Origin of the sequence: Curtobacterium sp. BRB10 (assembly GCF_031844325.1) — a bacterium.
Lineage (GTDB): Bacteria > Actinomycetota > Actinomycetes > Actinomycetales > Microbacteriaceae > Curtobacterium > Curtobacterium poinsettiae_A.
In genome coordinates, this window is record NZ_JAUZVA010000001.1 from 691,249 (window position 1) to 705,268 (window position 14,020).

Annotated in this window: 12 protein-coding genes; 3 read left to right on the forward strand and 9 right to left on the reverse strand. The window is 71.2% G+C overall.

What is annotated here, in order from left to right:
• Positions 1 to 5: 5 nt before the first annotated feature.
• Genes rfbB through Q9R26_RS03450 form a run of 4 tightly spaced genes read right to left on the reverse strand, consistent with a single transcriptional unit; the run spans position 6 to position 5,032 of the window.
• Complete coding sequence (gene rfbB, locus Q9R26_RS03435; protein WP_110892679.1) at positions 6 to 992, reverse strand: dTDP-glucose 4,6-dehydratase; 987 nt, start codon at positions 990 to 992, stop codon at positions 6 to 8.
• Positions 989 to 2,545, reverse strand: a complete 1,557-nt coding sequence (locus Q9R26_RS03440) for a glycosyltransferase family 39 protein (protein ID WP_311226543.1) — start codon at positions 2,543 to 2,545, stop codon at positions 989 to 991. Before Q9R26_RS03440 ends, rfbB begins: the two co-directional genes overlap by 4 nt.
• On the reverse strand, positions 2,542 to 4,101 hold the full coding sequence (locus Q9R26_RS03445; protein ID WP_311226544.1) for a hypothetical protein: 1,560 nt from the start codon (positions 4,099 to 4,101) through the stop codon (positions 2,542 to 2,544). The genes Q9R26_RS03440 and Q9R26_RS03445 overlap by 4 nt, the downstream gene beginning before the upstream one ends.
• Positions 4,091 to 5,032 (reverse strand): glycosyltransferase family 2 protein, encoded by a 942-nt coding sequence (locus Q9R26_RS03450; protein WP_071406435.1) that lies wholly within the window; start codon positions 5,030 to 5,032, stop codon positions 4,091 to 4,093. Before Q9R26_RS03450 ends, Q9R26_RS03445 begins: the two co-directional genes overlap by 11 nt.
• Positions 5,033 to 5,117: 85 nt before the next feature.
• Here Q9R26_RS03450 and Q9R26_RS03455 point away from each other — a divergent pair, with 85 nt between their 5' ends.
• The 3 genes from Q9R26_RS03455 (at position 5,118) to Q9R26_RS03465 (ending at position 8,390) form a co-directional block, all read left to right on the forward strand.
• Complete coding sequence (locus tag Q9R26_RS03455; protein WP_311226545.1) at positions 5,118 to 5,726, forward strand: dTDP-4-dehydrorhamnose 3,5-epimerase; 609 nt, start codon at positions 5,118 to 5,120, stop codon at positions 5,724 to 5,726.
• Positions 5,727 to 5,736: 10 nt separating this feature from the next.
• Complete coding sequence (rfbA, locus tag Q9R26_RS03460; RefSeq protein ID WP_259579344.1) at positions 5,737 to 6,600, forward strand: glucose-1-phosphate thymidylyltransferase RfbA; 864 nt, start codon at positions 5,737 to 5,739, stop codon at positions 6,598 to 6,600.
• 101 nt (positions 6,601 to 6,701) lie between these two features.
• Complete coding sequence (locus tag Q9R26_RS03465) at positions 6,702 to 8,390, forward strand: glycosyltransferase (protein WP_311226546.1); 1,689 nt, start codon at positions 6,702 to 6,704, stop codon at positions 8,388 to 8,390.
• A gap of 141 nt (positions 8,391 to 8,531) precedes the next feature.
• Here the strand turns inward: Q9R26_RS03465 and Q9R26_RS03470 are convergent, their stop codons facing one another.
• From Q9R26_RS03470 to Q9R26_RS03490, 5 genes are all read right to left on the reverse strand, one after another.
• Positions 8,532 to 9,386 carry a glycosyltransferase family 2 protein gene (locus Q9R26_RS03470; protein ID WP_311226547.1) on the reverse strand — a complete coding sequence of 285 codons (855 nt, stop codon included), beginning with the start codon at positions 9,384 to 9,386 and terminating at the stop codon, positions 8,532 to 8,534.
• Complete coding sequence (locus Q9R26_RS03475) at positions 9,383 to 10,552, reverse strand: glycosyltransferase family 1 protein (protein WP_311226548.1); 1,170 nt, start codon at positions 10,550 to 10,552, stop codon at positions 9,383 to 9,385. Before Q9R26_RS03475 ends, Q9R26_RS03470 begins: the two co-directional genes overlap by 4 nt.
• A 74-nt stretch (positions 10,553 to 10,626) precedes the next feature.
• Entirely contained in the window at positions 10,627 to 11,802 is a 1,176-nt protein-coding gene (locus Q9R26_RS03480) for a glycosyltransferase family 2 protein (protein WP_311226549.1), read from the reverse strand.
• On the reverse strand, positions 11,721 to 12,950 hold the full coding sequence (locus tag Q9R26_RS03485; RefSeq protein ID WP_182065859.1) for an ABC transporter ATP-binding protein: 1,230 nt from the start codon (positions 12,948 to 12,950) through the stop codon (positions 11,721 to 11,723). The genes Q9R26_RS03480 and Q9R26_RS03485 overlap by 82 nt, the downstream gene beginning before the upstream one ends.
• A 3-nt stretch (positions 12,951 to 12,953) precedes the next feature.
• A complete protein-coding gene (locus Q9R26_RS03490) occupies positions 12,954 to 13,856 on the reverse strand; it encodes an ABC transporter permease (RefSeq protein WP_111235512.1) in 903 nt (300 codons plus the stop codon).
• Positions 13,857 to 14,020 lie beyond the last annotated feature (164 nt).

Here is a 14,020-nt window from a genome sequence, read left to right on the forward strand (position 1 = left end):
CCGGTTCAGCTCAGCGCCGCACGCTGCTTGAGCGGCTCCCACCAGGCGCGGTTGTCGCGGTACCACTGCACGACGTCGGCCAGGCCCTGCTCGAAGGGCACGAGCGGCTCGTAGCCGAGCTCGGCCTGGATCTTCGAGATGTCGACCGAGTACCGCAGGTCGTGGCCGAGACGGTCGGCGACGCGGTCGACGTACGACCAGTCCTTGCCGGTCGCGTCGAGCAGCAGCTGCGTGAGCTCCTTGTTGGTCAGCTCGGTGCCGCCGCCGATGTTGTAGATCTCGCCGGCGCGGCCACGGGTCAGGACCATCGCGATGCCACGGGTGTGGTCGTCGACGTGCAGCCAGTCGCGGATGTTGTTGCCCTCGCCGTACAGCGGCACGTGCTGGTCGTCGATGAGGTTGGTCACGAACAGCGGGATGACCTTCTCGGGGAAGTGGTACGGCCCGTAGTTGTTCGAGCAGCGCGTGATCGAGAGGTTCAGCCCGTGCGTGCGGTGGTAGCTGCGGGCGAGCAGGTCGCTGCCGGCCTTCGACGCCGAGTACGGCGAGTTCGGCTCGAGCGGGCGCTCCTCGTCCCACGAGCCTTCGCTGATGGAGCCGTAGACCTCGTCGGTGGAGACGTGCACGAAGCGCTCGGTGCCGTGGCGGAGCGCGGCGTCGAGCAGGCGCTGCGTGCCCACGACGTTGGTCTCGACGAAGATGCCGGAGTCGCGGACCGAGCGGTCGACGTGGGACTCGGCGGCGAAGTGCACGATGGCGTCGACGGTCGGGACGACCTCGTCGAGCTTCGCGGCGTCGCGGATGTCGCCGTGCACGAAGGTGTAGCGGGGGGAGTCGGCGACCGGGGCGAGGTTCGCTTCGTTGCCGGAGTATGTCAGTGCGTCGTAGACGACGACCTCGGCGCCCTCGAGGCCGGGGTACGCGTCCTCCAGCGTGCGGCGGACGAAGTTCGAGCCGATGAAGCCGGCTCCTCCGGTGACGAGGATCTTCACGAGTTCTCTTTCCTGACGGTCGGTTCGTGGGTCGGCGGCGATTCTAGCGGGCCACCGGTGGGGTCGGCGGCGGTGCGCCACACCAGGACGACGGTCGCGACGGCAGCGGCCGCGAACACCACGGCGACCAGCGCGATCACGGCCGGCCCGGTGAGTGCGCCGCCGGCCATCGCGGAGATCCCGCCGGGCGTGACGCGGAACTGCGTGTTCTCCCATCCGCCGCGGTAGGTCAGGCCGATGCCGTACGTGCCGATCGCGAGGGAGCCGACGACCGCCGACCGGGCCAGGCGCCGACGCAGCTCCGGACGGACGACGAGGGCGTGCCAGGCGACCGCCTGGGCGAGCACGAGCGCCACGACCGCGACGAACAGGAACCGGCCCTGCAGCCCGTTGCCCTGGTGCGTGCCGAGGTAGTTCCGCCAGTTGTAGGCGAGGGTGGCGACGAGGACCACCGTCGGCCAGACGAGCAGGATCGTGGTGACCCGGCGGCCCGGGGTCCGGCGGGCGTACGACCAGGCGATGACGGCCAGCCCCACGACCGCGAGCGTGTCGACGACCATCGGCGGCAACGGCCACTGGTTCGCACCGAGTGCGCCGAAGAACGAGGCGGTCAGGCCGTCCCACTGGCGTCCGGCGAACGCCCCGGGGTTCGCACCGCCCGCCGGGTAGGGCTGCACGGTCGTGACGGCGCGCAGGGCGTCGGGCAGGAGTGTCCCGCTGACGAGCAGCGTCCGCACCCACCACCAGCCGGACACGGCGACGGCAGCGATGACGACCACGCCGGCGTGCAGGGCCCGGCGACCCCGCGTCCGGCCCGGTGCCAGGGCGAACACGAGGACGACGAACGGGATCGCCAGGAGCCCCAGCGCGTTCAGGGCGGCCAGCCCGGTGACGGCCACGGCGAGCCCGGCGGTGGTCCACCACGAACGGTCGCCGGTCAGCACGCGGGCGCTCAGCCAGACGAGCACGGCGCCGAGCAGGACGACCGGTGCCCACACCGTGACGCCGGAGGTGACCTGCGCCAGCTGCGGGACGGCGAAGAGCAGGACCGGGGCGACGAGCGCCGTGCGGCGCGAGCGGGTCACCCGTCGGACCGTCGCCCAGACCAGGAGCGGCAGCGCGGTGACGAGCAGCACGTCGAACACGCGGAGCACGAGCACCGAGGTCGCCCAGTCGTGCGAGCCGAACCGGGTGACGCGCAGGATCCCGGCGGCCACCAACCAGTACGTCGGCGGGTTCTGGGACATCGGGTCGATCGCGGGGGAGTCCCCGGGCACCGCCGCCAGCAGCGCGTCGACCGTTGGACGGTCGACGGCCGGGACCGGGTGCTCGACGATCTGCCGCACGGCGGCGAGGTAGTGCATCTCCCCGCCGTGCGGCCAACCGAGTACGAGCGCAAGGCGGAACGCGGCGTCGACGTGCGCCGGCTCGTCGGGTGCCCCGAAGGCCGGGGTGACGAGGGCGAAGGTCAGCAGGAAGGCGAGCCAAGCCAGCGTCACGGTGCCGAGCAGGACCCACTCGTGCCGGCCGACGCACGGTCGCGGGGCGCTCACGCGGGGACCTCCGGACGGCGCATGAACCGGACGAGCAGCACGGCGGTGACGGTCAGTGCGACCGCGGCGACGGCGACGAGGGTGAAGTTCGTGCCGGCGGGGACCATGCCGTATCGGTCGAACCGGCCGACCGCGAACTCGTCGACCCAGAAGGCAGCGTCGTGCCCGAAGGCCCGCAGCGCGTAGACGACGCCGTACAGCGCGATGGCCATCGCCGCGATCGACATCCCGACGGCGAGCCGGGTGGCGCCCACTGCCGTCACGGAGACCCGGCGCCAGGCGAGGGCACTCAGGGCGATGAGGGCGATGAGCGTGGGGTAGTAGTAGCGCCCCTGGGTGCCGGCGACGATGGTGCTCCGGACGTACCCGCCCCACCCGCTCTGCAGGTGCAGGGCGATGAGGATGACGGGGAACGACGCCAGCACGATCGCCGGGCGGAGCGACGGGCCGCGCCGGAAGCCCCAGACGACGATGCCGACGAGCGACGCGACGGTCAGCCCGTCGATCAGGACCTGGGCGAGCTGGAACTGGGTGAGACCACCGACACTGCCCCAGAAGGTGCGGGTGACGCCGTTCCAGTAGTCGCGGAGGAACACCTCGGGGCTCGCGGCGGTGCCGGCCGGGAACGGCATCGGCGGACGTGCGCCGGCCATGCCGTCCGGCTGGATGTCGTGGTACACGAGGATGTTGCGCAGCCACCACCAGCCGCCGACGACGGCGGCGAGCCCCAGCGTCCACAGCGTCCGGAGCGCGTTCCGCCAGACGGTCGCCCGGGTGCAGCCGGCGGCCATCACGGCGATGCCCACGAACGGGATCGCGGGGAGTGCGGTGCCCTTGACGAGCAGCATCGCACCGAGCAGCAGTCCGATCCAGATGGTCGTGCGGACCCGCAGGTCCCCCGTGAGCAGTCGCACCACGAAGTACACGAGCGCCCCGGCCGACGGCAGCATGAGCGCGTCGTTCGTGACCGAGGTGCCGATCGAGGCGACCTCGGGCAGGGCGAACACCGCGGCACCGCCGACCAGTGCGGCCCGTGGTGACCGCGTCAGTCGACGCACGGTCGCCCATGCCAGGAACGGCAGCGGCAGGACGAGCAGGGCGTCGAACAGTCGCAGCACCATGACGGCGAGGTCCCAGCGGAGGTCCTCGAAGTGCACCAGCTGCAGGACCCCGGCGGCCAGGGCGTAGTACGTGGCGGGGTGCTGCGACATCTGGTCGATGCTGGTCGGGTGCACCCCCGGGAACTCGCGGAGCAGCTCGCCCCACGTCTGGTTCACGTCGGTCGACTGCCGCATGTTGCTGATCTGGGTGTCGTGCACCGCGTTGAGGTAGTGCATCGCTCCGGGCGCGGGCCAGCCGTCACCGATCGCCAGGTGCAGCACAGCGTCGACGTGGGTCGGCTCGTCCGGGGCCTTGTACGTCGTGGTGACGACGGCCCAGACCGCGAGGACGGCGGCGAAGGCCACCGTCAACGCGATCACGAGGATGCGCTCGCGTCGCCCGACCGCGGGTCGGGTGTCGGAGCGCGACACGGCCGGGGCCGTGTCAGTCGCCATACCGCTGCAGTTTCTGCAGGTCGAGCTGCTCCTCGGCCAGCGTGCGGTTGAGGCGGGTGAGGTCGGCCACGACGCCGATGACTATGGAGAGGAGCGCCGTGATGAGCAGGACGACACCGAGGATGATCGACTGCAGGTGGTTGCCGCCGGTCTGCATCGCCAGGAGCACCAGGTACCGGATCAGCGGCCAGAGTCCGAGCGCACCGAGCACCGCCGCCACCCAGAGGAACAGGGCCATCGGCCGGTACATCAGGTAGACACGGGCGATCGCCGAGCCCGACTCGAACATGTGCTGGAAGATGTTGTTGAAGAGCCGCGACTCGCGGGTCTTCGGGTTCGTCGTGATCGGGACCGACGCGATCGCCAGGCGCTTGTAGCCGGCCTGCACGATGGTCTCCATGCAGTAGCTGAAGCGCGTCACGATGTTCAGGCGGATGAGCGAGTACTTCGAGTACGCCCGGAACCCGCTCGCCGCGTCGGGCAGGTCGAGTCCGGCCGCACGGCTCGCGACCCACGAGCCGAAGCGCTGCATGACCTTCTTGAAGCCGGAGAAGTGCTCGATGGTGCGCGTCTGCCGGTCGCCGATGACGATCTCGGCTTCCTTCCGCAGGATCGGCTGCACGAGCTCGGCGATCTGCGCCTGCGGGTACTGGTTGTCCCCGTCGGTGTTCACGACGATGTCCGCACCGTGCAGCAGCGCGTAGTCGACGCCGTCACGGAACGAGCGGGCGAGGCCCATGTTCGTCGTGTGGTGCACGAAGTGCTTGACGCCGTGCTCCTTGGCGACCTCGACGGTGCGGTCGGTGCTGCCGTCGTTGATCACCAGGATCTCGATCTCGTCGATGCCGTCGATCTCCCGCGGGATGGAGTCGATGACGCTGGCGAGGGTGTTCTCCTCGTTGAGGCAGGGGATCTGGACGAATAGCTTCACGGGCTCGCTTGGTCTCGTTTCGGGAGTCGGCAATGCGCAGAACCATGACAGCCTATGCGAACTCACGGCTTGCTAGGCTTCCCCGGTGCAGATCCGCGAACTGAAGATCCCTGGCGCGTGGGAGTTCACGCCCGTCCAGCACGGCGACGCACGAGGAGCATTCCTCGAGGCGTACCGCGCCGACGTGCTCGAGGAGACCGTCGGTCACCCGCTCGACCTCCGCCAGGTGAACATGTCGATCTCCGCGGCCGGTGTCGCCCGCGGCATCCACTACGCCCTCGTCGCGCCGAGCCAGGCGAAGTACGTCACCGCCGTGCGCGGGGCGTTCATCGACTACATCGTCGACATCCGAGTCGGGTCCCCGACGTTCGGCCAGTGGGACTCCGTCCGGATCGACGACATCGACCGCAAGGCCGTCTACCTGTCCGAGGGGCTCGGCCACGCGATCGTCGCGCTCGAGGACCAGTCGACCGTGAACTACCTGGTCAGCGCGCACTACAACCCCGAGCGTGAGAAGGGGATCACGATCCTCGACCCGACGGTCGGGCTCGACCTGCCCGAGGGCCTCGGCGAGCTGGTGCTCTCCGAGAAGGACACCAGCGCCCCCACCCTCGAGGAAGCCGCGGCACAGGGCCTGCTGCCGACGTACGAGGAGTGCGTCGCGTACACCGAGTCGCTCCGGACGAAGAAGTAAGGGGAAAGCGATGAAGGGCATCATCCTCGCCGGCGGTTCCGGCACGCGCCTCTGGCCCATCACCAAGGGCATCAGCAAGCAGCTCATGCCGATCTACGACAAGCCGATGGTCTACTACCCGCTGTCGACGCTCATGATGGCCGGCATCCGCGAAGTGCTCGTCATCACGACGCCGGAGTACAACGACCAGTTCCGGGCCCTGCTCGGCGACGGTTCGGCGCTCGGCATGGAGATCCAGTACGCCGTGCAGCCGTCCCCGGACGGTCTGGCGCAGGCCTTCGTCATCGGCGAGGAGTTCATCGGCGACGACAGCGTCGCCCTCGTCCTGGGCGACAACATCTTCCACGGCACCGGCCTCGGCACGAACCTGCGGAAGAACACCGACGTGCAGGGCGCGACGATCTTCGCGTACCACGTGGCCGATCCGAAGGCGTACGGTGTTGTGGAGTTCGACGACGACTTCACCGCCGTGTCGATCGAGGAGAAGCCGACCGAGCCGAAGTCGAACTACGCCGTCCCCGGCCTGTACTTCTACGACAACAAGGTCATCGAGATCGCGAAGACGATCGAGCCGAGTGCGCGCGGCGAGCTCGAGATCTCGACCGTCAACGAGCGCTACCTCGACGCCGGCGAACTCGGCGTCCAGGTCCTCGACCGCGGTACGGCCTGGCTCGACACCGGCACGTTCGAGTCGATGATGCAGGCGTCCGAGTACGTCAAGGTCATCGAGGACCGGCAGGGCTTCAAGATCGGGTGCATCGAGGAGATCGCCTGGCGCAACGGCTGGATCGACGACGCGCAGCTCGCCGAGCTCGCCGCGCCGCTGGTCAAGGGCGGCTACGGCGTCTACCTGCAGCGTCTCCTCGGCGCGTAGTCACCGTCGTGGGGTCGGGCACCGGGTGGTTCGGTCGCCGACGCGACCCCTCCGGCCGGGAGGCCCGCCCCGCGTCGCCGACGTCGGCTGACGGCGACGGGATGGCCAGGTCGCAGGACGCTCCGCTGCGGTCCGCCGCCGAGGTCACGGTGCTCGTCACCACACGCTCGGACCGGCACGCCGAGGTCGCTCCGCTCGTCGCCATCGCGCGCCGGGCGTTCGGCCGCTCCGCCGACGTCCGCGCGGTGAGCTACGTCGCCGACGCCTCGCCGGTCGCCCCGTTCGGCCGCGGCCTGCCCTGGGTGCGTCGCGCCCCGGTCGACGGCCTCGGCGCGGCGATCGACGCCGGGGTCGCCGGCGGCGTGGGCCGCACCCTCGTGCTCGTCGACTCGTCGGTGCAGGTCGACGTCCCCACGCTCCGCGCCCTCGCCGCCGCCGACACCGTCGCCCAGGCGCGTGTCCGGCTGCCGGACGGCACGGTGCGGTCGGGTGCCCGGCTGCTCCGCCCCGGTGCCCTGCCGTGGTCGGACGACCGCGCCGACGTCAGTACCGTGTTCGCGGCGGACCAGCCGGTGCTCTCGGTGCCGGGGGCGGCGTTGGTGCCGGCACCGTGCCTCCCGGACGAACGCATGACCCTGACGGCCTGGAGCCGCGCGGTCGCCGACCTGCACGGCGGACCGGTGCGCGTCGTCGGCGAGGCGACCCGCTCGGTCGAGGCCGGCCGCACGGTCGACGCCGCGACCGTCGACGCGTTCACCGCCTGGCGCGACCGCGCGTCCGAGGGCGACGGTGTCGTCGCCGGACCGCCGCTGCCGCCGTGGGGCGCGCGGCCGGTGTCCCCGGCCGTGCGCGTGACCGGTGGCGACGCCGAACACCTCACCTGGTCGCTCAAGATCGCTGCGCCCGTGGGGCCGGAGGGCGACGGCTGGGGCGACGTGCACTTCGCCGCCGAGCTCGCCGGGGCACTCGAGCGGCTCGGGCAGCGCGTCCGGATCGACCGACGCGACGCCCACGTTCGGGACGACGATGCCTCGGACGACGTCACGCTGGTGATCCGGGGACTCGACCGGGTGCCGCCGAACCCGGCGTCGGTGAACCTGCTCTGGGTGATCAGCCACCCCGACGACGTCACGGACACCGAACTGCGGTCCTTCGACGCGGCGTTCGCGGCCGGGCCGGTGTGGGCGGCGGCGGCCGCTGCGCGTGCGGGCGTGCCGGTGCGCACGCTCCTGCAGGCGACCGACCCGTCGGTGTTCCACCCCCGGGCCCGTTCGGCGACGAGTCCGGACGCCGACCGCGTGGTGTTCGTCGGCTCGACCCGCGGCGCCGCGCGCCCCGTCGTCTCCGATGCGGTGGCGCTTCGGGCGGACCTCCGCGTGCACGGGCCCGGCTGGGGAGCACTCGTCCCCGCGGAGTCACTCGGAGAAGCATCCCTGAGCCGAGCCGAGGTCGCGACGGCCTACGCCTCGGCCCGAGTGGTGCTGAACGACCACTGGCCGGACATGGCGGCCGGGGGCTTCGTGTCGAACCGGGTGTTCGACGTGCTGGCGTCCGGGGGAGTCGTCGTGACCGACCCGGTGGCCGGGCTGTCCGACGTGCTGGACGTGCCGACCCTCGAGGTGGCGGGCTCCCGTGACGAGCTGGCCGACCTGCTCGACCCGGCGCACGCGTGGCCGGCCGCTGCCGAACGTGCCGCCGTGGCCGAGCGCATCGCCGTCGAGCACTCCTTCGACGCCCGCGCTGCCGAGCTGCTGGCGGCGGCCCGCGCCGAGCGCGCCCGCCGCCCCTGACGCCGTCTGGCCCGCAAGACACCGGTGTTCGTGCTCGGAACACCCGCAGACCGCGGTGCAACGCGCGAACACCGGTGTCTTGCGGACGGGGCCGCCCGCGGACCGGACCGCCCGCGAACGGGACAGCCCGGCGAGCGGGCGCTACTTGCGTGTGACCCAGCGGGCGCGGAGCGACAGACCGGCGTGGAGCACGACCCGCAGGGGCCAGAGCCACCACGCCCGGTACTTCCGCGACAGGAACCGGTACGCGCTCCGGTGGTGCTCGATCTCCATGCGGCGCCGGTTGGACGACGTCGAGTGGGCTCCGGTGTGGGTGACGACCGCCGAGGGCACGTACACGTTCGCTCGCCCCGACCGACCGACGCGCTGGCCGAGGTCGACGTCCTCGAAGTACATGAAGTACGACTTGTCGAACCCGTCGAGCTCGCGGAAGAGCGACGTGCGGATGAGGAAGCACGCACCGGAGAGCCAGCCTGCCTCGCGCTCGACGACCTCGGTGGTGGACCAGTACCGCTGGCTCCACGGGTTCGCCGGCCAGAACCGCGAGAACGCCGCGTGGCCGAGGCCGGTCCGGAGCGAGGGGAGCTGCCGCGCGGACGGGTAGGTCTCGCCCTGGTCGTCGAGGATCCGGGGACCGAACGACCCGCCGGACGGCAACCGGTCCGCGGCGGCCACGAGTTCGTCGATCGAGCCCTCGCCGAGCACGACGTCGGGGTTCGTCACGAGCAGGAACTCCGGGCGCACGTCCGGCAGCACGTCGTCGAGGGCGTTCAGGGCCGCATCGATCCCGCCGCCGTAGCCGCGGTTGCCACCGGAGGAGACCACGACGGCGCCGTACGACTCGCCGATCGCCCGGAGTGCGTCGATGTCGGCCGAACCGTTGTCCGCGATGACCACCGCGACCGGGTCCTTCGAGGCACCGGCCACGCTCGCCAGGAACGGCCGGATGGTCTCGCCGGTGTTGTAGGTGACCGTCAGCACCGCCACCCGGATCACCGCGCACCCCCGGCGACGGACTCGTAGGCCGCGACGTGCACGGCCGCCGTGGCCTCCCAGGTGAACGAGGAAGCCCGGGCCAGCGCCGCCGCACGGTGCGAGGCCACGAGTGCGGGATCGTCCAGTAGTGCCGTCATCGCGGACGCCAGCGCGGTCGCGTCGGGCTCGCTGTAGACGGCCGCGTCCCCGCCGACCTCGGGCAGGGACAGCCGCCGGGTGGTCAGGACGCACGCGCCGGAGGCCATCGCCTCGACCACGGGCAGCCCGAAGCCCTCGCCGAGGGACGGGTAGACGACGAACTCGGCACCACCGAGGTAGCCCGCCAGGTCCTCGAGCGGCAGGTAGCCGGCTTCGATCACGTGGTCCTCCGGCTGCAGCGCGTCGAGCCGGGCGATCGCGGACTCGTCCCACCCGCGGGCACCGGACAGCACGAGCCACGGGGTCTCCGAGCCCGGAGCACCGTCCGACCCGGCAGCCGCACGCGCGGCGCGCACGGACGCGTAGGCGTCGAGCAGCGCCGTGACGTTCTTCCGCGGTTCGATGGTGCCGAGGAACGCGATCCAGGGCGCTCCCTCGGGCAGGGTCGCGGCGATCCGGGCGTCCTCGACCTCGGCGGTGGACGGCTCGTGGAACACGGCACGGTCGACGCCGAGCGGTGCGACCCGGACGTCGGCGCGGATGCCGGTCACGACCCGTGCGGCCTCGGTCGCGGTGGCCGCGCTCGGCACGATGACCACGGGACGGGTGCGCAGGGACCGGCGGCTCCACCACGTGAAGAACGTGCGCTTCAGGCGGGAGTGCCACTCGGGGTTGGAGAAGAACGTGGCGTCGTGCAGCGTGACGACGGACCCGCCACGCCAGCCGAACGGGAACGTGTAGTGCGGGGAGTGCAGCACCTGCGCGCCGAGTCGTCGGCCGAGCGCCGGCAGGCCCGTCTGCTCCCACAGGAACCGGAGCGGCACCGAGTCGGTCCACGCCGGCGCGGTGTGCACGGTGGCGTGCGGCGCCACGGTGCGGAAGTGCGATGCGTGCACGGGTCGGACCACCAGGTGGACGTCGAGCGCCGGGTCGGTCAGGTGCGACACGACCCCCTCGACGTAGCGACCCACACCGCCGAGTTCACGCGGTACCGCGGTCCCGTCGACGAGGACGGTGAGCTGCGGCACGCGTGGATCCTTCCGGGCGGGGTCGTCGTGGCCGGGGCCGTCGACGGGGGAGTGTCCAGGATAGCCCGCTGCACTCATGCGCCCGGGTCCACGCGGCGGCGCGGGACGGACGCGCGCCGGGTCTCGCGCAGTCGGCGCGCGAGGTGGACCGGCAGGGTCCCCGCGACGTCCGCGAACGCCGTCAGGACGAGCCGCGCCTCCCGGCGGGTGCGACCGGAGGCCAGTCCGCGCAGGCCGCGCACCAGGGTGCGGGCGCTCGCCCGCGCGACGATCGGCCACGGGGCGTGCCAGAGCGCGACGACGATGCGGTTGCGGGCGTTGCGGAAGACGAACAGGTCGCTCTGCACGCCGGACGACGCCGAGTGGTCGTGCTCGACGACCGCGTCGGCCGCGTGCTCGACGCGCCATCCGCGCCGGCGCAGTCGCCAGGCGAGCTCGGTGTCCTCGTAGTACATGAACAGGGACTCGTCGAGCAGGCCGACGTCGTCCAGCGCCGTTCGGCGGAGGGCGGAAGCGCCACCGGAGAACCCGAAGACGTCGACGTCGGCGACCCGGTCGACGGGCGCGAACCAGTCGCGGTCCATCCCGTTGCCGTCGCGGTCGACGCGGACGCCGGTCGAGTTGAGCCGGACCTCGCCGTCCGCCGACGGCGTCCAGCGCCGGCCGTCGTGGTCGCGCAGCACGCGCTCGCCGGGTGCGGGCTCCACCCCGGCCGGGAGGCCCGTCCAACGTCCGGCGAGCACGATGCGGCCCGTCACGGCGGCGACCTCGGGCCCGGCGTGCGCCAGGTGGTCGCGGAGCGCCGCGACGAAGCCCGGTGCGGGCACGGCGTCGTTGTTCAGGAGCACGACGACGTCGGCATCCGCATGCCGGATGCCGGTGTTGGCACCGGCCGCGAAGCCGCCGTTGTCGCCGCGTGCGATGACGGTGGCGTCCGGCAGGGCACGGCGGAGCACCGCGACGGAGTCGTCGGACGACCCGTTGTCGACGACGATGACGTCGTCGGCCGTGCCCTCGTCGAGCACGGCGCGGACGGCCGCGGTGGTCAGATCGGCACGGTTCCAGTTCACGACGACGACCGCGGTGCGGAGCGTGCCGTCGGTCCGGGGCGCGGAGCCGGCACGGAGCGTGCCGTCGGCGCGGTCCCCGGTGTCGCCGTCGTCCGGGGTCAGTCGAGCTCCTCGATCGAGGGCTCGGCGTAGACCGTGCCCACGGCGTGCTCGAACCCGGGGACCTCGAACGAGTCGCACTCCGGCATGTCGTGCAGGTGGCGCCCGGCGGAGTCCATCATCGACACGTTGATGAAGTACTTGCCGGTGCCGAACGCGGTGTCGGCGATCCGCAGGCGGAGCTTCCGGCGACCGTGCAGCGGCTGCAGTTCGAGGCCCATGATGCCGGTGGTGGTGCCGTAGACGACCTGGCCCCCGGCATTGTTGATCTGGACCGCGGCCTCCCAGTCGGCGATGCCGTCCAGGTGCTCGAACTCCATGTCCACGACGAGGTCGTCTCCCGGCATGACGTCGGCGCGGGGCTCCTTGCCGTCCACGTGCACGCTCGCGCCGACGACCTTGCCGCGGCCGACGGCGACGTCGGTGCTGAGCTCGCCCTGACGGCGTTCCTCGAGCACCTCGCGGAACATGCTCACGGCTTGGACGGGGTCACCGTCGTGCAGCACCTTGCCCTTGTTGAGCAGGACGACGCGGTCGCACATCTCCTGCACCTGGCTGAGGGAGTGCGTGACGATGATGATCGTCTTGCCGGCCTCCTGGAAGGTGCGGATGCGGTCGAGGCACTTGCGCTGGAACGCCTCGTCGCCGACGGCCAGGACCTCGTCGACGAGCAGGACGTCGGGGTCGGTGTGCACGGCGACGGCGAACGCGAGCCGCACGTACATGCCCGATGAGTAGAACTTCACCTGGGTGTCGATGAAGTCCCCGATGCCCGAGAACGCCAGGATGTCGTCGAACTTCTCGTCGGTCTGCTTGCGGCTGAGACCGAGCAGGCTCGCGTTGAGGTAGACGTTCTCGCGGCCGGACAGGTCGGGGTGGAACCCGGCGCCGAGCTCGAGCAGGGCGGCGAGACGACCGCGGCGGGACACCGTGCCGGAGGTCGGCTGGATGATGCCGCCGATCGCCTTGAGCAGGGTCGACTTGCCGGAGCCGTTCTGGCCGATGAGCCCGACGGTCGAACCGGCCTGGATCGACACCGAGACGTCGTCGAGTGCCCAGAAGTCCTGGCGGTGCTTCCGCCCGGCGCGGCCGAGCGTGACGATGCGCTCGCGCAGGGTGTTGTCCTTGCGGACCGTGAAGCGCTTGCGGACGTGGTCGATGACGATGACGTCGGGACGCTCGGCGGTCTCACCGGGGGTCGTCGGGGCGACGGGGGTGCTGATGGCCATGGTCTAGAGCTCCTGCGCGAAGTTGCCCTGCAGGCGGGAGAAGATCCGCTGCGCACCGATGAGGCAGAGGAGGCCGATCACGAACGCGATCCCCAGCCGGAGCATCAGGTGGTCAGGGTACGTGACGTCGGCCGGGTCGTGCAGCCAGATCGCGTTCTGCAGGCCGAGCACCGACAGGGTCAGCGGGTTGTTCGTGTAGACGGTGAGGAGCCAGTCCGCGTTCACGGTGGCGACCACCCGCGAGTACGAGTAGACGATCGGCGAGGCCCAGAGCAGGACCATCAGGCCGACGTCGATGACGAACTGCACGTCACGCAGGTACACGTTGAGCGCGGACAGCACCAGACCGATGGCCGCGCCGTAGACCAGGATCACCGCGAGCGACGGGATCAGGTAGACCAGGCCCTCGTGCCACGGGAAGACGCCGATCACGACCGTCGCGGCCAGCAGGATCGCGAACTGGATGGTGAAGTTCACCAGGGCTGCGCCCACGCTGGCGAGCGGGAAGACCTCGCGGGGGACGTACACCTTCTTGATCAGTCCGGAGTTGCCGACGATCGAGCCGGTCGACCCGGCGACGATCTCGCTGAAGAGCGTGTAGGCGGTCAGGCCGGTGAAGACGTAGATCGCGAAGTTGTCGATGCCGTTGGCGGCACCGAGGACCTTGCCGATGACGAAGTAGTAGATGAGCAGCTGGGTCAACGGACGCACGAGCGTCCAGACGAACCCGAGTGCCGAGTCCTTGTAACGCGCCTTCAGGTCACGCCGGACGAGCATGCCGAGCATCTCGCGCTGCCGGAAGACGTCGCGCAGCTCACGGAAGGTCCCGCGGAAGGCGCTCGTCGGCGCGCCGATCACGACGAGGGGTTCCTTCGCGAGCGCGGTCATGCGGGCTTGGTCGACCATACGTCTCTTCGTTCGTGGGGGCAGGACCGGAACAGCATACTCACCGGGCCCGCGGGACGGGGTTGGGCGACGGTCGTCGTGCACCCCGAGTGGGGGTGATTCCGGCCGATCCAACCCTCAACCTTCACTTTCGAGTTACCGTTGTTGCAACCCGGACCCTTGTC